This is a genomic window from Pseudoxanthomonas helianthi, from assembly GCF_017939625.1.
GTDB classification, from domain to species: Bacteria; Pseudomonadota; Gammaproteobacteria; order Xanthomonadales; family Xanthomonadaceae; genus Pseudoxanthomonas_A; species Pseudoxanthomonas_A helianthi.
Genome location: NZ_JAGKTC010000001.1, coordinates 1505257 through 1524984, shown reverse-complemented (window position 1 = coordinate 1524984; position 19728 = coordinate 1505257). Strand labels below are relative to the sequence as shown.

Below are 19728 nucleotides of genomic sequence, written 5' to 3'. Positions count from 1 at the left end.
CGGTCACGGCGGCGCCGTGCCCACTCCGACCCCGATTGGCAACGCGCGCCGCGCCAGCGCGCGCTCGCGCAGACGCAGGAACGGTTTTTCCACCGTGTAGTGCAACAGCGCAGCGCCGAGCAATGCGGCCACGCCATACGCGCAGAACGCGATGAAACCGCGGCCTTCCAGCACGTCGCCCCACTGCGCCTGCACCACGTGGAAGATCGCCTTGTGCACCAGGTACAGGCTGTACGACACCGCCGCCAGCCAGCCCGCGCCAGGCACGGACCAGCGGCCGATCAGGCTATTGCGGCTGGCGCCGGCGAACACCAGCAAGGCCAGCCCCAGCGACAGCGCCGGCCAACCGACCGAATTGCCCAGCAGGCCGACGCGGTCGCGGAACAGACACATCGCCAGCGCGACCGTCGCCAGACCGGCCAGCAACACGCCGTTGGCATGGCGCTGTGCGCCTTGCCACCATGTCGGACGGAACGTCTTCACTACCGCCAGCACCACGCCGAACAACAGCCCGTCGAGCCGGCACCAGGTCGGGTAATAGATGTCCTCGATGAACCAGTTGCGCGCATCGAATCCAGGATCGACGGCGTGGCCGTGCAGCCAGATGCCCGCACGCAACGCGATGCCGCCCAGCACCAGCACGGAAACCAGCGCGGCGAACTTCCACGTCGCCGGCCTGCGCAGCAGCCACCACGCCAGCAGCGGGAACAACAGGTAGAAGTGCTCCTCGACGCACAGCGACCACGCATGCGAGAAGGCGGCGTTGTTGCCGTAATCGATCGAAAGGTTCACGAAGAAGCCGGCGAACTTCCACCACGGCTCCATGCCCGGCGCTTCGCGGAACGCGGGCCACAGCAGGTACACCAGCAGCACCGCCCAGAACGCCGGCAGGATGCGGAATGCGCGCTTGGTGTAGAAGTCGCGGAACGACAGGCGCCGCCCTTCGGCCAGCGGCTGCAGCACCTGCGTGCCGATCAGGTAGCCGCTGAGCGCGAAGAACAGGTCCACGCCCATCCAGCCGTAGCGCGACAGCCATGCCCAGTCCGGCCCCAGTCCGCCGACCACGAACGAATGGAATAGCATCGTCCAGACCACGGCGATGGCGCGCAGCAGGTCGAGGCCGGGCTGGCGCGCGGCCGCGCCCGCGCTCAAAGCGGCTCGTCCGACAGGTAGGTGTAGCCGGTCAGGCCGCTTTCCAGCGCCTCGTTCAGGCGCGAGGCTTCCGACTTGGTCAAGTCCGCCGCGCCCACGCGCGCCCGGTAGATGCGGCGCAGGTCGTCTAGCTTGTAGCCGACGTAGTCGAGCATCACGTCGGTGGTGTCGCCGCGACGCTGCTGGCGCAGCTTGTAGCCGTCGCCGTCGACGCTGACTTCGACCGCGTCGGTGTCGCCGAACAGATTGTGGATGTCGCCGAGGATTTCCTGGTACGCGCCGACCAGGAAGAAACCGAGGCGGTAGCTCTCGCCTTCCTTCAGCGGATGCAGCGGCAACGAAGCGTCGAGGCCCTCGTTTTCGACGTAGGTGTCGACCATGCCGTCGGAATCGCAGGTCACGTCGACGACGATGCCGCGGCGCTTCGGTTCTTCGTCGAGACGCTCGATCGGCACGATCGGGAACACCTGGTCGATCGCCCACACGTCCGGCACCGATTCGAACACGCTGAAGTTGACGAAGTATTTGTCGACCAGGCGCTCGTTCAACTCGTCCAGCACCGGACGGTGGCTCTTCTCCTCGCCGGTCAGGCGCGCGCGCACCGCATGGGCGATGGCGTAGAACAGGTCGTCCAGCCGCGCGCGGTGGCGCAGGTCGATCTGGCCCAGCGCGTAGGCGCTCAGGCCTTCGGCGTGGAAATGCTGCGCTTCCTGGTACAGCTCCAGCGGCGGACGCGAATCCAGTTCGGCGTGGATCTCGCGCAGGTGGCGGATCACCGCCGGCTCGTCGTCGTGCGCCTCGGGCACGCGGCCTTCCGGCGCCTGTTCCACCTCCGACACGTTGGCGACCAGCACCGCATGGTGCGCGGTCATCGCGCGGCCGCATTCGGTGACGATGCGCGGCGGCGGCAGGCCGTTCTCCTCGCAGGCCTCGGCCAGCGGCTGCACGATGTTGCTGGCGTACTGGTTCAGGCCGTAGTTGATCGAGCAGTAGCTGCGCGAACGCGTGCCTTCGTAGTCGATGCCGAGGCCGCCGCCGACATCGACGTGGGTGATCTTCGCGCCCAGCTTCGACAGTTCGACGAAATAGCGGGTGGCCTCGCGCATGCCGTTGGCGATGTCGCGCACGTTGGAGATCTGCGAACCCATGTGGAAGTGCAGCAGCCCCAGCGAGTCCTGCCAGGGCGTGTCGCGCAGGCGCTTCCACAGGTCCAGCACTTGGCGCGGCGACAGGCCGAACTTGGCCTTGTCGCCGCCGCTGTTCTGCCACTTGCCCGCACCCAGGGTGGCCAGGCGCATGCGCACGCCGAGGCCCGGCTGCACGTCGAGCGCCCGTGCTTCCTCGAACACCAGGTCCAGCTCGGACGGCTTCTCGATGACGATGAAGGTCTGCAGGCCGATCTTGCGCCCGATCAGGGCCAGGCGGATGTATTCGCGATCCTTGTAGCCGTTGCAGACGATCAGCCCGCCGGGTCGGCTCAACGCCAGCACCGCCATCAGCTCGGGCTTGCTGCCGGCTTCCAGGCCGAAGCCCTCGCCGGTATGCGAGGCCAGCGTGCCGGCGACGCCCTGGTGCTGGTTGACCTTGATCGGGTACACCGCGGTGTAACCGCCGGCGTAGTCCCAGTCGGCCTGGGCCTGGGCGAAGGCGGCCTGCAGCTTGCCCAGGCGCTGGCTGAGGATGTCGGGGAAGCGCACCAGCAGCGGCAGCCGCGCGCCGGCGGCGCGGGCCTTGTCCACCACCTCGGGCAGGGCGATCGCCGGCCCTTCCGAGCCCTGCGGCCTGACCACCACCCGCCCCGCCGCGTCGACGTCGAAATAGCCGTCGGCCCAGTGCGGGATGGAATAGGTCTTGCGGGCTTGGTCGGGCGACCAGGTCATGGCGGTTCCGGGGGGAATGCAGGCGGACGCGCATTCTACAGGCGACTGTCACCCGCGGCCGTTACAATGCGCGCCGCTTCAGATTTCCTTCTCCCGCCGGGAGAAGGTGGCGCGCAGCGCCGGATGAGGGCGGGAGCCTTCCAAACCCGTGGAAGGTTCCCACCGCCGTCATTCTTCCGTCCCAATCCGCCTTCGGGCACCTTCTCCCGGTGGGAGAAGGAAAAGCAAAAGGATTCCCCATGACCGCCAACGACAACTGGTACATCGAACACTTCGAGCCGACCGGCTCGGCCATCGGCTTCCGCATCACCGGCAAGCTGGACGAAGTGCAGTCGCCATTCCAGAAGATCGAGATCTACGACAGCACCGACTGGGGCAAGCTGATGGTCATCGACGGCGCGATGATGCTGACGACCAAGGACAACTTCTTCTACCACGAGATGATCAGCCACCCGGTGCTGTTCACCCATCCCAACCCGAAGCGCGTGGTGATCATCGGCGGCGGCGACTGCGGCACGCTGCGCGAAGTGCTGAAGCACCCGGGCGTGGAGAAGGCGACCCAGTGCGACATCGACGAACAGGTCACGCGCATGTCGGAGAAGTATTTCCCCGAGCTGTGCGAGCGCAACGGCGACCCGCGCGCCGAATTGCTGTTCGACGACGGCGTGGCCTACATGGCCAATTGCGAACCCGGCAGCGTCGACGTGGTCATCGTCGACTCGACCGACCCGGTCGGTCCGGCCGAGGGACTGTTCAACAAGGCCTTCTTCGAGAGCTGCTTCCGCGCCCTGAAGGACGACGGCCTGCTGGTACAGCAGTCCGAATCGCCGCTGGCCCTGCTCGAGCTGATCAAGGACATGCGTGCGGAAATGGGCAAGGCCGGTTTCCGCTCGTTCAAGACCCTGCCGTTCCCGCAACCGTGCTACCCGACCGGCTGGTGGAGCGTGACCCTGGCCAGCAAGCGGGACGGTTTCGGTTTCGGCTTCCGCCAGGCCGATGCCGCGGCCAAGCCGTTCGAAACCCTGTACTACACCGCCCACCTGCACGCCGGCCTCGAGGTGGCGCCGCCGTTCGTGGCCCGGGCGCTGGGCGAATAAGCGCGCCAGGCCTCGGCAGGCGGGGCGATTGCCGGCTATAGTCGGCGCAACTACCGGGGCACCCATGAGCGACGCAAGCGACATCACCCAATGGCTGGACGCCGCGCGCGAGGGCGATCGCGGGGCGATGGACCGGGTGTTGTCCACCCTGTACAACGAATTGCACGGCATGGCCCGGCGCCAGTTGTCCGGGCAGCAGGGCTACACGCTGGATGCCACTTCGCTGGTGCACGAGTCGTATTTCAAGCTGCTGGGCGCGCGCAAGGCCGGGGCCAAGTTCGACAACCGCGCGCATTTCTTCGCCTACGCCGCCTCGGCGATGCGCAGCGTGGTGGTGGATTACGCACGCCAGCGCCTGGCCCAGAAGCGCGGCGGCAGCCTGCGCCGGGTCACCGACCTGACCGAGGACATCGCCGACAACGGCGTGCCGCTGGACGAGGACGTGCTGAGCGTCGACGCCGCGCTGGGCAAGCTGGCCGAGGCCGACGAGCGCCTGGCCAAGGTGGTGGAACTGCGCTATTTCGCCGGCCTGTCCGAACAGGAAATCGCCGACCTGCTGCAGCGTTCCGAACGCAGCATCCGCCGCGACTGGCAGAAGGCGCGGCTGTTCCTGCTCGCCGCGATGCAGGAAAAAACCTGATCCTGGGCGCCCCGGCGGGGAACGGCGATGGATCTCGCGCAATGGCAACGCCTTTCCCCGCTGCTCGACGAATTGTTCGAGCTGGATGCGGAGCGCCGCCGCGCGGAACTGGCGCGCCTGCGCGGCGAGGACCCGGCGCTGGCCGACGAACTGGAACGGCTGCTGGCGCTGGAAGAAGGCCATGAGGATTTCCTCAGCGCGCCCGCGCTGAGCCAGACGCTGGGGCCGGCCAGCGGCGACATGATCGGGCCGTACCGCTTGCTCGGCCTGCTCGGCGAAGGCGGCATGGGCCTGGTCTGGCTGGCCGAACGTGCCGACGGCCTGTATCGCCGCCGCGTCGCGCTGAAGCTGCTGCGCCCGGGCCTGGCCAATCCCGACCTGCGCCTGCGCTTCTCCCGCGAACGGGAAATCCTCGCCCAACTGCAGCATCCGCACATCGCCCGGCTGCTCGACGCCGGCATCGGCGGCGAAGGCCAGCCGTACCTCGCGCTGGAATACGTCGAGGGCGAGCCGATCATCGACTACGCCAAGCACCACGCGTTGAGCGTGGAGGAACGGCTGCAACTGTTCCTGCAGGTCTGCGATGCGGTCAGCCATGCCCACGCCAACCTGATCGTGCACCGCGACCTGAAGCCGTCCAACATCCTGGTGACGCCGGGCGGCGATGTGCGCCTGCTCGATTTCGGCATCGCCAAGCTGCTGCACAGCGAGGAACCTTCGCCGCTCGATCCGCGCACGGAGATACGCACCTTCACCCTGCACTACGCCGCGCCCGAACAGGTGCGCGGCGAACCGGTCACCACGATGACCGACGTCTATTCGCTGGGCGTGGTGCTGTGCGAGCTGCTGGCCGAGGCCCGCCCCTACCGCCTGCGCCGGCAGGGCGACGCGGAATGGGAGCGGGCGATCCTCGAAGTGGAGCCGATGGGCCCGTCGACCGCATTGATGCACATCGAAGGCGACACGCGGCCGCGCAAGGTATTGCGCAAGCTGGCGCGGCGGCTGTCGGGCGACCTCGACAACATCGTGTTGCGCGCGCTGGCGAAGAAGCCCGAACAGCGTTACGCCTCGGTCGAGGCGCTGGCGTTGGACATCGACCGCCACCTGCGCGGTCGCCCGGTGATGGCCAAGCCGCAGGGCTTCCTCTACCACGCGCGCAAATACCTGGTCCGCCACCGCTGGGCGATCGGCCTCGGCGCAATGGTCGCCGCGGTGCTGGTGGCCGCGCTGGTGGTCAGCGTGATGCAGGCCCGCCAGGCCCAGCGCGAGGCGGCGCGCGCGCAAGCCATGCAGAGCTTCGTGCTGGGCCTGTTCGACAATGCCGATTCGGCGCAGCAGGGCGAGCGCTTCGACCTGCGCGCGATGCTGGATGCGGGCGAACGCCGCGGCGAACGCGAACTGGCCCGGCAACCGCTGGCCCATGCCGAGCTGCTCGGCACCATGGCGCAACTGCGCATCGGCCTGGGCGATTACGCCCGCGCGCAGGCCCTGCTCGACCAGCAACACCGTTTGCTGGCGAGCGTCGACGGCGTTCCCCCCAGCCTGCGCCTGCAGGCCGCCACCCAGCAGGGCCGGATGGCCTGGCTGCTCGGCGACAGCCGGCGCTGCCTGGCCACGATGCTGCCGACCTTGCCGCTGGCCAGCCGCCTGCAGGCGCAGTTCGGGTTGCCGGTGGCGGCCTACCTTTCGCAATTGGGCCGTTGCCAGCGCAGCGCCGGCGCGCGCCTGCAGGCCCGCCCGCTGTTCCTGCGCGCGCAGGCGATCCGCCGCGAGCTGAAGGACGAAGTCGGCCAGGCCGAGACCATGGGCGACCTGGCCGCGCTGGACGCCGAGATGAACCGCAGCGGCGACGCCATCGCCATGCTCCGCGAAGCGCTGGCGTTGCTGCGCAATGGCGTCGGCGACCGCCATCCGCTGGTGATCGACCTGCAACGCCAGCTCGGCAACCTGTACCGGTTGCGTGGCGATACCGAGCTGGCGCTGGACACCTACACCGACGCCCTCGCGCTGGCCGAAGACCTGCACGGCCCGCTGCATCCGATGACCCTGACCGTGCGCCGCCAGCAGGTCGCGGTGTTGATCGACCAGGGCCGTTTCAACGACGCCGCCGCCCAATTGCGCCAGTTGCACGTGCTGACCGTGCAGGCCCTGGGGCCGCAGCACCGGGAAACCGGCCTGAGCTGGAATTCGCTCGGCATCATCGCCTGGGAGCGCGGCGACTACGCCGAAGCGGTCGCCGACGTTTCCCGTGCGGTGGCGATCTGGCGCAGCCCCGACGGCGCGCAGCAATTGCCGGGCGGCCTGTACAACCTGGGCATGGTGCTGCACAGCGCGGGGCGCGACACGGAAGCGCTGAGCGCGCTCAACGAATCGCGCCTGCTGCGCGTCACCCAGTACGGCGCCAGCTCGGTGCTGGTCGGCGACACCGACCGCATGATCGGCGAGGTGTTGCTCGCCCAGGGGCGCATGGCCGAAGCCGGCCGACGCTTCGAGCGCGCACGCGCGCTGGCCCGCATCGGCTATCCGGAAGACCACCCGCGCCGGCTCGACGCCGAACTGTCGCTGGCGCATTTCCGGGCCCGCAACGGCCAGGCCGCGCAAGTCCTGCCGACCCTCGACGACTTCGGCCAGCGCGACGGCAAGGGCAGCGAAGGCCCGAAGCTGCGCTGGCGCGCACGCGCCTACGCGGCCGAAGCGCGTTGCGGCATGGGCCAGGCCGCGCGCGGGCGCGCCGATCTCGACGCCTTGCTGGGCGAACTGCGCCGCTTGCAGCCCGATGGCGGCGTGATCCCGCGCGAAGTGCAGGCCATCCGCGACGCCTGTTCCCAATAGGAACAAGCTTGGTGGGAGCGGCTATAGCCGCTCCCACCCATTCCCCCTACAACGGCAGCGGCGCCTGCAGCGGTTCGATGCGACCCTCGCCGCGGCTGATCTTCTTGAACTCCGCGCGGCTGACCGACACGTAGCGCTCGTTGCCGCCGATCTCCACCTGCGGCCCGTCCTGCACCGCGCGGCCGTGCTCGTCGACGCGCACGGTCATCGTCGCCTTGCTACCGGTATGGCAGATGGTCTTGATCTCGCTCAGCTCGTCGGCCCAGGCCAGCAGGTACTGGCTGCCTTCGAACAGTTCGCCGCGGAAGTCGGTGCGCAGGCCGTAGCACAGCACCGGCACGCGCAAGCGGTCGACCACCTCGCTGAGCTGCCACACCTGCGCCTTGCTCAGGAATTGCGCCTCGTCGACCAGCACGCAATTCAGCTTGCCGTGCGCGGCGATGTCGTCCTCCGCCAGCCGCAGCAGGTCGTCGTCGCGGTCGAAGGCGGTGCCATCGGCCTTCAACCCGATCCGCGAGGCGATCACGCCGCTGCCGGCGCGATGGTCCAGCTTCGGCGTCAGGATCAGCGTGCGCATGCCGCGCTCGTGGTAGTTGTGCGCCGACTGCAGCAGCGTCGTGGTCTTGCCGGCGTTCATCGCCGAATAATAGAAATAGAGCTTGGCCATGCGCGCAGTTTAGCCGCTGGCGCCGGCCGGCACCGGCTACAATTCCCCGTCCGATGAACTCCCTCAACCCCCCCCAACGCGCGGCGGTCGCCCACGCCGAAGGTCCGCTGCTGGTGCTGGCCGGCGCCGGCAGCGGCAAGACCCGCGTGATCGTGGAAAAGATCGCGCACCTGGTGCAGTCCGGCCGCTACCCGGCCAAGCGCATCGCCGCGATCACCTTCACCAACAAGTCCGCGCGCGAAATGCGCGAGCGCCTGGCCAAGCGCCTGAAAGGCGACGCCGGCGAAGGCCTGACCGTGTGCACCTTCCATGCGCTGGGCCTGAAGTTCCTGCAGATCGAGCACGCCGCCGCCGGGCTGAAGCGCGGTTTCTCGATCTTCGACGCCGACGACAGCGCCGCGCAGATCAAGGACCTGATGCCGGGCGCGAAGCCCGACGCGGTCGAGGCAATGAAGTCGCTGGTGTCGCGCGCCAAGAACAATGGCCTGTCGCCGGAGCAGGCGCTGGAAGCCGCGCGCAGCACGCGCGAGCGCGAGGCGGCCAAGCTGTACGCGCACTACCAGGCGCGGCTGTCGTCGTTCAACGCGGTCGACTTCGACGACCTGATCCGTTTGCCGGTGCAGATCCTCGAGAACGACGCCGACATCACCGCCGCCTGGCGCGAACGCATCGGCTACCTGCTGGTCGACGAATGCCAGGACACCAACGACGCCCAGTACCGTCTGCTGAAGGCGTTGTCCGGCGAGCGCGGCAACTTCACCTGCGTGGGCGACGACGACCAGAGCATCTACGCCTGGCGCGGCGCCAACCCGCAGAACCTGCAGCAGATGGCGCAGGACTACCCGAAGCTGCAGGTAATCAAGCTGGAGCAGAACTACCGCTGCAGCAACCGCGTGCTGCGCGCGGCCAATGCGCTGATCGCGCACAACCCGCACGAACACGTGAAGAAGCTGTGGAGCGACCAGCCCGACGGCGAGCGCATCCGCGTTTGGGAATGCCGCGACAACGAGCACGAGGCGGAGAAGATCGCCGCCGAGATCTCGTTCCTGCACGTGGCCCGCGATGCGCCGTGGAGCGAGTTCTGCATCCTGTTCCGCGGCAACCACCAGTCGCGGCCGCTGGAAAAGGCGCTGCAACTGTTGCGCGTGCCCTACCACCTGAGCGGCGGCACCGCCTTCCTCGAACGCCAGGAAGTGAAGGACGCGCTGGCGTGGCTGCGCCTGGTCGCCAATCCCGACGACGACGCGGCCTTCCTGCGCGCGGTGCAGTCGCCCAAGCGCGAAGTCGGCGCGACCTCGTTGGCGAAGCTGGCCGAAATAGCCCAGCACGTGCACCTGCCGATGTCGCGCACGGCCGAATCGATGGGCGCATTGAAGGCCTTGCCGCCGCGCGCGGCGAACGGACTGAGCGCGTTCAACGACATCGTCCGCGACCTGCGCGACCACGTGCCCAAACTCAACGCCGCCGACCTGCTGCGCCGGCTATGCGAGCGCTCCGGTCTGCTGGCCGAGCTGCGCGCGCAGTGCAAGGACAACGCCAGCTTCGAACGGCGCAAGCAGAACCTCGACGAACTCGCCGAATGGTTCGAAGGCGGGCGCGGCAGCGCCGGCGACCTCGCCGCACAGCTGGCCCTGCTGTCGCGCAACGACAAGGACGACGGCGGCAACCAGGTGCGACTGATGAGCCTGCACGCGGCCAAGGGCCTGGAATTCCGCTACGTGTTCATCGTGGGCTGCGAGGAAGGCACGTTGCCGCACGAAGCCGCGTTGGAAGAGGGCTCGCTGGAAGAGGAACGCAGGCTGATGTACGTCGGCATCACCCGCGCCAAGCAGGGCCTGTACCTGAGCCACAACCGCGAGACGCGGCGTTTCCGCGAAAAGGTGCGGCTGAAGCCGAGTCGTTTCCTCGACGAATTGCCGCAAAGCGAATTGCAGCGCGACGGCGCCGACCCGGTACTCGATGCGGAACGCAAGCAAGAACGGGCGAAGGCGGGGTTGGCCGCGATCCAGGCGTTGTTCGACGATTGAGTCTTTCCTTCTCCCGCCGGGATCGAAACCGCCGCAAGCGCGTGTTCCGCCCTCATCCGCCCTTCGGGCACCTTCTCCCGTAGGAGAAGGATAAGCAACGACCCGAAGGAAGGCTTGGCGTTGTACGCTTTTGTCATGCCCATCGACAGAACTCGCCACCTGACCCGCTCCAGCCCTGCCTGGCGATGGATCGGCTTCGCCATCGCCCTGCTCGGGGTCGGCTTCAAGTACTGGCAACTGCCCTATGCGCACGCCGAACTGCCGGACGCGCTGTTCGGGCCGGGACTGGCCGCCGTGGCGGTGGTGGCGATGCTGCTGCGCGCGTTCGGCACCGCGCGCTACATGGTGGTGTGGCTGCTGCTTGCGGCCACCGTGCCGGTGGCCGTGGCGATCCGCATCCTCTCGGACCTGGCGCTGGACTCGACCACGCACAACCTGTGGCCGTCCGAACTGCTGATCGCCGCCGGGCTGGGGCTGGCCGCGTCGCTCGTCGGCACCCTCGTCGGCAGCCTGTTCCTGCTGCGCAGCAGCCGCCGGCCGGACTGAGCCGCCCCCCTCGAACGGTGGCTTTCCCTCGAAAGCCGCCCGGAAACAGTGAAACCACGCATGTCCCGTCCGAGACCTGGCGCCCGGTAATCCGGCGCTGCATGCGGTATTCACACTTCCCGACATAACCTTGCCTGGCAGGGGGCTGCAAAGAGTCCGTGCCGTCGTCCGCTTCAGGCGTGAAGCAACGAGGGGTGCGGGTTCGGATTTAGGAATCTCCCAATGGTGAAGGCGCAGCGGCTCGGCAAGGGCCTGGCGATATCGTGTTTGGTTGTGGCCCTGGCAGGCTGTGGCGGTGGTGGTGGCGGAAGTAGTGGCGGCGGTGCTGGCGGTGGATCGGGAGGAGGCGGTACACCGCCGCCATCGAACCGCACCCCGGTTTTCACCTCGGCCGCGACCGCCAGCGTCGCCGAGAACACGGCCGGCGCCTACTACACCGCCGTCGCGACGGATGCAGACGGAGATGCGCTGAGCTACTCGCTGAGCGGCGGCGCGGACCGCAATCGTTTCAGCATCACCAGCGGTGGTGCGCTGTCTTTTTCCACGGCGCCCGATTTCGAGGCGCCCGCCGACAGCAACGGCGACAACGTCTATCTGGTCGACGTGTCGGTCAGCGATGGCAAGACTTCGGCCGTGCTGTCGGTGACAGTGACGGTGACCAATGTCGCCGAAGGCAGCGGTTCGCCACCGGTTTTCACCTCGCCCGCGCGGGTCAGCGTCGCGGAGAACACGGCCGGCGTCTTCTACACAGCCATCGCGACGGACGCGGACGGCGATGCGTTGAGCTACTCGCTGAGCGGCGGCGCGGATCGCAACCGCTTCGGCATCACCGGCGCCGGCGCGCTGTCGTTTGCCGCGGCGCCCGATTTCGAGGCGCCCTCGGACAGCAACGGCGACAACGTGTACCTGGTCGACGTGTCGGTCAGCGACGGCAAGACTTCCGTCGTGCAGTCGCTGTCGGTGACGGTGACCAATGTCGCGGAAGGCGGCACGCCGCAGGGTCTGATCCCGCGTTTCCCCGCCGCTGCCGTGTGGAACCAGAACATCAGCACCGCGGCGCTGCATCCGCAATCGGCATTGATGATCTCCACGCTCGCCGGGCTCGGTGGTTTCGGCTACGGGCGCATGCAGATCGACTTCAGCATGCACATCGTCCGCGCTCCAACCAACGCACCGCTGCGCAGCATCGTCGGTTTTCCTTCCAATGCCGAATACTACGCACCCGATTGCGATGCGGTCGGCACGCAGATCCCGGTGCCGGCCAACGGCGCCATCGAAGGCAGCACCAACCTGACCTGCGACAACAACAACGGCGATTGCCACATGCTGGTGTGGCAGGGCAACAAGCTGTACGAGACCTATCGCTCCAATGCCACCGGTTCCAGCGGACTGCAATCGCAATGCCTGGCCGCATGGAACCTCGACGTGGTCTATCCGGCGAACAACCGCGGCGAGCATTGCACAAGCACCGACGCGGCTGGTTTCCCGGTGGCGCCGCTGCTGTTCAACGCCGACGAGATCCATGCGGCGATGCAGGTACCCAACAGCGACCTCGGCCACGCCATCCGCTTCATCCTGCCGAACGCGCGCATGGGCACGGTATCGGGCCAGCCCGCCTACGTGCGCCCGGCCAGCCATGCCGGCGCGCCGTCGGGGCCCGAGAACAGCGTCCCCTACGGTTCGCGCCTGCGCCTGCGCGCCAATTTCCCGGTGAGTTCGTACTCCGCCGGCGCCCAGGTATTGCTGCGCACGATGCAGCGTTACGGCATCGTGCTGGCCGACGGCGGCAACATCGCCCTGACCGCCGAAACCGACCTGTTCACCACGCATACCTGGAGCGAGGTCGGGATCAATTCGCGCACCTTCGACCAGGAAGTGCCGAGCGCGGCGGTGAAGATCGAGGACTTCGAGGTGCTGGATACCGGCCCGCGCATCGTCGAAACCTACGACTGCGTGCGCAACGGCGCCGGATGACCGCGATCTGGCTGCGGCGGCATGATCGCCGATTGCGCCGGCTGGATTGAATCGATGGTGTCCGGATCTCAGCGGCACATCGAATAGCGACTCCCTCTCCCCGCGTGCGGGAAGAGGGTGCCGGAGGCGGGTGAGGGGGCATCCCGGAGCTGATATCGATTCCGGAGCGAGGTTGCATCGAGTGCAGGGAAAGTCGGGCCCTTCGCACTCGAGTTTCCATCACCCTCCAAAGTGCATCAGCTCCGGGCGCCCCACATCCGGCCTGTCGGCCACCCCCGACTGAAGCACTCGAGGGCAGGCTCTTCTCCCCGCTCGCGGGGAGAAGGAAGTCCGCACCCGATTCCGGATATCCCAATCAATCCGCGTCGCACAACGCAGCCACCGCCGCGCGCAAGGCGGCGACTTCGTTTTCCAGCGCCGCCACCCTGGCCTCCAGTTCGGCGGACGCCGGTTCCGCGGCAGCGTGGACCGGCGGTCGCGCGGCAGCCGCGGCGACATCCACTTCGCCGCACAACAGGTGCATGTAGCGATCCTCGCGCTGGCCGGGACCGCGCGGGATCTGCACGACCAGCGCGGGTTGGCGCTGGATCAAGCGGTCCAGGTGGTGGCGCAGCTCTTCGATGTCGTTGAACTTGCACAACCGCTCGCTGCGTGCAAACAGCTCGAACGCGGTCTGCGCCCCGCGCAACAGCAACAGGCCCAGCAGCGCCACCTGCTGTTGCGGCAGGCTGAAGAACGCCCCGGCGCGATGTTCGTAACGCTCGGCGCGCGAGGAGAACACCTGTTTGGCCAGGCCCCTGGTTTCCAGCCGGCGCAGCGCGTGGTGCACGTCGCCTTCGCTCAGCGCCATCACCGGCTCGCGCGCGGTCTTCTGGTTGGCTGCGGCGAGCGCGGAGTTGACCGTCAACGGATAGGTGTCCGGCGTGGTCGCTTCTTTCTCGATCAGGCAACCGAGCGCACGGGCCTCGGCGGCGTTGAGCACGGGAACATCGGGTGTATCGGACATGCGCGGGCTCGATCGAAGGGGTCGAGCAGGATAACCGTTAAACTTCATCATCCTGCCGAGGAATTCCAGATGCGCCTGTCCCTGATCGCCTGCGCCGTGCTTGCGCTGGCCGCCTGCAAGACCGCCCCGGTCGCGCCCCCCGCACCGCCCGAGCACGCCGCGACCGCGACCGCAGCCGCGGCCGCCAACGACGAGAACCTCAATGCAGTGGCATGGGTGCAGGCCTCGGCCGAATACCGCGCGGTCTGCGAAACCGTCTACCGCGCCGCCACCGACAAGCTGGACGCGGCGCTGAAGCGCAAGGACTGGGACGCGCTGGTGCCCGGGGAACGGGGCAACGCGGCGGCCGGCCTGAAGCCGGCGGTGGTGATGGACGTGGACGAAACCGTGCTGGACAACTCGCCCTACCAGGCGCGACTGGTCCGCAACGGACAGGAATACGACGAAGCGACCTGGGACCAATGGGTTTCGGAGAAGAAGGCGAAGCCGGTGCCGGGCGTGGTCGATTTCGCCAAGGCCGCCACCGCCAAGGGCATCACCCTCCTGTACATCTCCAACCGCGCCGAGCACCTGAAGGACGCCACCCTGGCCAACCTCAAGGCCGTCGGCCTGCCGGTGGCGGACGACAGCGTGTTCCTGGGCCTGGGCACCTTCGTCGAAGGCTGCGAGCAGGACGGCAGCGAGAAAAACTGCCGCCGCCAGCTGGCCGGACGCAAGTACCGCGTGCTGATGCAATTCGGCGACCAGCTCGGCGACTTCGCCCAGATCGTCGCCAACACGCCCGAGGGCCGCGCGCAGTTGCACGACCAGTACGCCGGCTGGTTCGGCGAGCGCTGGTGGATGCTGCCCAACCCGACCTATGGTTCGTGGGAGCCCGCGCTGTTCAACAACGAATGGCGCCAGCCGCGCGAAGCGCGCCGGCAGGCCAAGCGCGACGCGCTGGATGTGGCTCCGTGAGCCGGGCACCTGTGCAGCTGGGCGAACGCGAACGCCTGATCGTCGCCCTGGACGAACCCTCCGGCGCCGAGGCGCTGGCCTGGGTCGACCGACTGGGCGACGCGGTGCAGTTCTACAAGATCGGCATGGAACTGCTGGCCAGCGGCGATTACTTCCGCGTGCTGGACGAACTGGCCCGCCGCGACAAGAAGGTATTCGTCGACCTGAAGTTCTTCGACATTCCCGCGACCATCGCCGGCGTGGTGCGCGGCCTGTCGCGCTGGCCGGTGACCTTCGCCACCATCCACGGCTGGCACGCGCCGATGATGCAGGCCGCGGCCGAAGCCCGCAGCGGCGATCTCCGCCTGCTGGCAGTCACCGTGCTGACTTCGATGGACGGAGGCGACCTCAAATCGATGGGCATCGACGGCGAACCGGCCGACATCGTCGTGCAACGCGCGCGCGCCGCGCAGGCCAGCGGCATCGACGGCGTGATCGCTTCCGGCCAGGAAGCCGGGTTGATCAGGACCGCGACCGGCCCCGGCTTCGCCATCGTCTGCCCCGGCATCCGCCCCGGCCCGGCGCTGGACGACCAGAAGCGCACCGTCGGCGTGGCCGAAGCCTTCGCCAACGGCGCCGACGCCATCGTGGTCGGCCGCCCGGTCCGCCAAGCCGCCGATCCGCGCGCCGCGGCGGAGGCGATTCAAACCGAGATTTCGGGCGCACTTCGATAACAATCAATAGGTTACAGAAAGATAGTTCAGGTATTGCATTAGCTTGGGTCAGCGATTAGGCTGTGCCCGTCCGGCCTTGGCCGGAAATGCGCCACAACACAACGTCCTCCGGCTTCGGCCGGTTTGAGAGACCCGGCTCCGGCTTGCGGTCTCTTTTTTTGTCCGGGGATTTATCGCGGTTTCCTATCCGTGACGGCCGGACTTGCCGGTCCGTAACCGCAGACGCCAAGATGCCGCGGACTTGGGGGGTCGCCATGCATCCACGGGCTTTCGCCATCCTGCTGCTCAGCGCGCTGCTGGCCCTGCCCGGCTGCAAGCCGCGCGCGCCTGTGGAATTGGAAGGCGCGGCCACCGAGCCAGCGACCGCCGTGCGCCAGCTGGCCAAGCGCGTGCACGACAACGACCTGGCCGGTTTCGCCCGCGATGCGCTGCCGCCAGCCGACCTGGCCAGGATGGAAACTGCATGGCGCGAAGGCCGTACGCGCTGGCCGCTGACCGAGCTGCCGCTCGACAACCAGTTGCTGCCGATGCTGCAGGCGCTGTCGGCGCCGGGCGCGGAACAGAAGCTGCGGCGTGGCTTCGACCGCCAGTTCGCCAACCAGAACCGGGACCTGCGCGACGCGGCGCGTTCGCTGGGTCTGTTCGGCGCCAAGTACGTGCAACAACAGGGCGATTACAGCGAAGACGAACGCCGGCATTACCCGCAGTTGATCGCCGCGCTGGGCGCGTGGGCCGAGGACGCGCCGCTGGGCGACCCGAAACGCGCGCACGCGGCCATTCCCCCACTGTGCGCGGCCGCGCGCAGGACCGGGCTGACCAGCGAAGCCGCATTGAACGAAGCCGGGATGCTCGGCAGCCTGCAACGGCTGGGGCCGTTCTTCGCCCAGGTGAAGACCGGCATCGCCAGCTACGGGCTCGACATCGATCGCAGCCTGGCCGACCTGCGCACCGGCCTGGTGGAGCAGAAGGGCGACCAGGCCACCGTGCGCCTGCACTACCCGCTGGCGGATGCCGAGATCGATACCGTCGTGCATCTGCAGCGGCGTGATGGACGTTGGTATCTGGCCGGTTACCTGGCCGAGGCGGACAAGATGGCAGCGATGGAAACGTCGCCGGAAATCACCCCTGAAGCCACCGAAAACCCGACGCCGAAGCCATGACCCGTAGGGTGGGCACGCTTTTCGTGCCCACCTTCGGGTCCCGAGGTTAGGTGGGCACGAAAAGCGTGCCCACCCTACGTATCGCTTCCGACCATGCTGGAGTAGCCGTGAATTTCATCGCCATCCTTTTCGCCATCGCCGGCGCCATCGTGGCGGTGTTCTACGGGCTGGAGTCGTACCTGTCGTTCCAGGCCAACGGCTTCACCGCTGCGCTGCTGCTCAAGCTGTTGGTCTGCGCGGTCGGCGCGCATTTCTGCTGGCGCAGTGCGAAGCGCATCCGCAAGCCGTCCTGAGCCGCCCACACGCGCGTTTCGCGTCTCAGCAGGCCTGATACCGTTGCCGGGCATCGCGGGGCGTAGGCCATAATGCCGGCGATGCCCGAACAGAATCCCCTGCCGTTGCCGGAACCCACGCCGGCCGACTCCCCCACGCCCCCCGCTCCGCTCCGGCCCGAACCGCGCCGGGTGCGCCCGGGCAAGCCGCCGTTGTGGACGCGCCTGATGGGCCGCCTCGCCGAGCCGTGGCTGGGCCTGAGCGTCGAACCGGGCGCCCCAGCCGAGCTGATCGACGAACGCCCAGTCTGCTACGTGCTGGAAGACTACGGCCTGTCCAACGCCCTGATCCTGGAGAAGGCCTGCCGCGAAGCCGGCCTGCCCTCGCCGCTGACCCCGCTGCCCGGCGACCCGCTGGGGCGCAAGCGCGCTTATGTGGCGCTGTCGCGGCGCAACCAGACCCTGGCCCAGCTGATGTCCAGCAGCCTGTCCGGGGTCACCGGCGAACCCCAGCCGACCAAGAAATCGCATTCCGAATCGCTGGCCCGGCTGTTGCAGGCGCACCGCGCCGACCCGACGCTGGACGTGCAGCTGGTGCCGGTGTCGATCTTCGTCGGCCGCTCGCCCGACAAGGCCAGCGGCTGGTTCTCGGTGCTGTTCTCCGAGAACTGGGCCATCGTCGGCCGCTTCCGCCGATTGCTGGCGATCCTGCTCAACGGCCGCGACACCATCGTGCGCTTCTCCGCGCCGGTATCGCTGCGCGAAAGCGTCGAAGAAGGGCTGGAACCGGAACGCACCGTGCGCAAGCTGTCGCGCGTGCTGCGCACCCACTTCAATCGCATCCGCGAGGCGGTGATCGGACCCGACCTGTCGACGCGGCGCGTGCTGGTCGACCAGGTGCTGGCTTCCGAACCGGTGCGCGAAGCCATCGTCGAGCAGGCGCGGCGCGACAAGAGCAAGCCCGAGGACGCGTGGAAGAAGGCCCATGCCTATGCCTGGGAAATCGCCGCCGACTATTCCAACCCGGTGGTGCGCTCGGCCAGCTTCCTGCTCAGCCACGTGTGGAACCGCATCTACGCCGGGGTGCTGGTCCACCACCTGGACAAGCTGAAGGAAGTCGCGCCGGGCCACGAAGTGATCTACGTGCCCAGCCACCGCAGCCACATGGACTACCTGCTGCTGTCGTACCTGCTGTACGAACGCGGCATCGTGCCGCCGCACATCTTCGCCGGCGTCAACCTCAACCTGCCGGTGGTCGGCACCCTGCTGCGCAAGGGCGGCGCGTTCTTCGCCCGGCGCAGTTTCCGCGGCAACGCGCTGTATTCGGCGGTGTTCTCCGAATACATGGCCCAGCTGGTCGCCGGGGGCTATTCGATCGAGTACTTCATCGAAGGTGGACGCTCGCGCACCGGCCGGCTGCTGCCGCCGAAGGGCGGCGCGCTGTCGATGACCGTGCGTGCGTGGCTGCGCCAGCCGAACAAGCCGGTGCTGTTCCAGCCGGTGTACATCGGCTACGAGAAGCTGATGGAAGGCAAGAGCTACCTGGACGAGCTCAGCGGCCGGCCCAAGGAGAAGGAATCGATCTGGCAATTGCTGTGGGGCATCCCCAAGGTGCTGAAGCAGAACTTCGGCCAGGTGGTGGTGAACTTCGGCGAGACCATCCTGCTCAACGACATGCTGGCCACGCACGCGCCGGACTGGAACGGCCAGCCGTTGTCCGAGGACGACAAGCCGAAGTGGCTGTCCGACACCATCGATGCGCTGGCGCTGAAGATCAACACGCGCATCAACGCCGCCGCCGACGTCAACCCGATCAACCTGCTGGCGCTGGCCCTGTTGTCGACGCCCAAGCACGCGATGAGCGAAGCCGACCTGGTCGCGCAGATCGAACTGGGCAAGAAGGTGCTGGCCGAGCTGCCGTATTCCGACCGCATCACCGTCACCCCGCACTCGCCCGAGCGGATCATCGCCCACGGCCTGGAGATCAACGTGCTGCGCCGCATCGCCCACCCGCTGGGCGACGTGATCGACGTGGTCGACGAAGACACCGCGGTGCTGCTGAGCTACTTCCGCAACAACGTGCTGCACCTGTTCACCGCCTCGTCGTGGATCGCCTGCTGCTTCCAGCGCAACCGGCGCATGGCGCGGCCGCGGGTGGTCTCGCTGGGCCGGCAGGTGTACCCGTTCCTGCAGGCCGAGCTGTTCCTGCCGTGGACCGAGGACGAGTTCGCCGAGCGCCTCGGCCGCACCATCGACGTGTTCGTCCGCGAAGGCCTGCTGCAGCAGGTCAGCGACGACGACGGCGGCATCCTCGCCCGCAACGCCGGGCAGACCGACGAGGTGTTCCGCCTGCGCGCGATCGGCCATTCGCTGCAGCAGGCGTTCGAGCGCTACTACATCGCGATCAGCGTGCTGGTGAAGAACGGCCCCGGCACGCTCGGCGCGGGCGAGCTGGAAAGCCTGTGCCAGCAGGCCGCGCAACGCCTGAGCCTGCTGTACGCACCGGCCGCGCCGGAATTCTTCGACAAGACCCTGTTCCGCGGATTCATCCAGAAACTGCGCGAACTGCGCCTGGTGTGGCCGGACGAACGCAGCAAGCTGCTGTTCGACCATCGCCTGGAGGCCTGGGCCAACGACGCCAAGATCATCCTCGGCCGCGAACTGCAGCACACCATCGAGCGGGTCAGTCCCGAAGCGGCGAAGCCGGAAGCGGAAGAGACGCCGGAATAGGCAGGGCGGGCCCTGGCCCGCCTTCCCGCATCCTGTGTCGATGCCGATCCCGCGCAATCGGCGCGATCGATGGCG

General features: G+C 67.9%; 15 protein-coding genes. 11 read left to right on the top strand and 4 right to left on the bottom strand.

The window, feature by feature from the left end; all coding sequences use genetic code 11:
* Positions 1-3: 3 nt before the first annotated feature.
* Positions 4-1152 carry an acyltransferase family protein gene (locus J5837_RS06970; RefSeq protein WP_210535953.1) on the bottom strand — a complete coding sequence of 383 codons (1149 nt, stop codon included), beginning with the start codon at positions 1150-1152 and terminating at the stop codon, positions 4-6.
* Positions 1149-3032, bottom strand: coding sequence for an arginine decarboxylase (gene speA, locus J5837_RS06965; RefSeq protein WP_210535952.1), 1884 nt, complete (start codon positions 3030-3032; stop codon positions 1149-1151). The genes J5837_RS06970 and speA overlap by 4 nt, the downstream gene beginning before the upstream one ends.
* Positions 3033-3271: 239 nt before the next feature.
* On the opposite strand from speA, the gene speE reads away from it, so the two are divergent.
* The 3 genes from speE (at position 3272) to J5837_RS06950 (ending at position 7601) form a co-directional block, all read left to right on the top strand.
* The gene (gene speE / locus J5837_RS06960) at positions 3272-4129 is read left to right on the top strand and encodes a polyamine aminopropyltransferase (protein ID WP_210535951.1); all 858 of its coding nucleotides are present in this window, start codon (positions 3272-3274) and stop codon (positions 4127-4129) included.
* 64 nt (positions 4130-4193) lie between these two features.
* A complete protein-coding gene (locus J5837_RS06955) occupies positions 4194-4769 on the top strand; it encodes an ECF-type sigma factor (protein WP_210535950.1) in 576 nt (191 codons plus the stop codon).
* A 27-nt stretch (positions 4770-4796) separates the two neighbouring features.
* Positions 4797-7601, top strand: coding sequence for a serine/threonine-protein kinase (locus J5837_RS06950; RefSeq protein ID WP_210535949.1), 2805 nt, complete (start codon positions 4797-4799; stop codon positions 7599-7601).
* A gap of 46 nt (positions 7602-7647) precedes the next feature.
* On the opposite strand, the gene J5837_RS06945 is transcribed toward J5837_RS06950, so the two are convergent.
* Entirely contained in the window at positions 7648-8268 is a 621-nt protein-coding gene (locus J5837_RS06945) for a thymidine kinase (RefSeq protein ID WP_210535948.1), read from the bottom strand.
* A gap of 53 nt (positions 8269-8321) precedes the next feature.
* Here J5837_RS06945 and J5837_RS06940 point away from each other — a divergent pair, with 53 nt between their 5' ends.
* From J5837_RS06940 to J5837_RS06930, 3 genes are all read left to right on the top strand, one after another.
* The gene (locus J5837_RS06940; protein WP_210535947.1) at positions 8322-10295 is read left to right on the top strand and encodes a UvrD-helicase domain-containing protein; all 1974 of its coding nucleotides are present in this window, start codon (positions 8322-8324) and stop codon (positions 10293-10295) included.
* 135 nt (positions 10296-10430) lie between these two features.
* A complete protein-coding gene (locus J5837_RS06935) occupies positions 10431-10841 on the top strand; it encodes a hypothetical protein (RefSeq protein WP_210535946.1) in 411 nt (136 codons plus the stop codon).
* A 222-nt stretch (positions 10842-11063) separates the two neighbouring features.
* Positions 11064-12815: a cadherin repeat domain-containing protein gene (locus tag J5837_RS06930; RefSeq protein WP_210535945.1), complete on the top strand. Its 1752-nt coding sequence runs from the start codon at positions 11064-11066 to the stop codon at positions 12813-12815.
* Positions 12816-13170: 355 nt separating this feature from the next.
* On the opposite strand, the gene J5837_RS06925 is transcribed toward J5837_RS06930, so the two are convergent.
* The gene (locus J5837_RS06925; protein WP_210535944.1) at positions 13171-13821 is read right to left on the bottom strand and encodes a YceH family protein; all 651 of its coding nucleotides are present in this window, start codon (positions 13819-13821) and stop codon (positions 13171-13173) included.
* A gap of 69 nt (positions 13822-13890) precedes the next feature.
* Between J5837_RS06925 and J5837_RS06920 the strand changes: the two genes are divergently transcribed.
* From J5837_RS06920 to plsB, 5 genes are all read left to right on the top strand, one after another.
* Entirely contained in the window at positions 13891-14778 is an 888-nt protein-coding gene (locus J5837_RS06920) for a 5'-nucleotidase, lipoprotein e(P4) family (RefSeq protein WP_210535943.1), read from the top strand.
* A complete protein-coding gene (pyrF, locus tag J5837_RS06915; RefSeq protein ID WP_210535942.1) occupies positions 14775-15491 on the top strand; it encodes an orotidine-5'-phosphate decarboxylase in 717 nt (238 codons plus the stop codon). The genes J5837_RS06920 and pyrF overlap by 4 nt, the downstream gene beginning before the upstream one ends.
* Before the next feature lie 254 nt (positions 15492-15745).
* Positions 15746-16651: a hypothetical protein gene (locus tag J5837_RS06910; protein WP_210535941.1), complete on the top strand. Its 906-nt coding sequence runs from the start codon at positions 15746-15748 to the stop codon at positions 16649-16651.
* 107 nt (positions 16652-16758) lie between these two features.
* Positions 16759-16944 (top strand): hypothetical protein, encoded by a 186-nt coding sequence (locus J5837_RS06905; RefSeq protein ID WP_210535940.1) that lies wholly within the window; start codon positions 16759-16761, stop codon positions 16942-16944.
* Between the two features lie 72 nt (positions 16945-17016).
* On the top strand, positions 17017-19653 hold the full coding sequence (gene plsB, locus J5837_RS06900) for a glycerol-3-phosphate 1-O-acyltransferase PlsB (RefSeq protein ID WP_210535939.1): 2637 nt from the start codon (positions 17017-17019) through the stop codon (positions 19651-19653).
* Positions 19654-19728 lie beyond the last annotated feature (75 nt).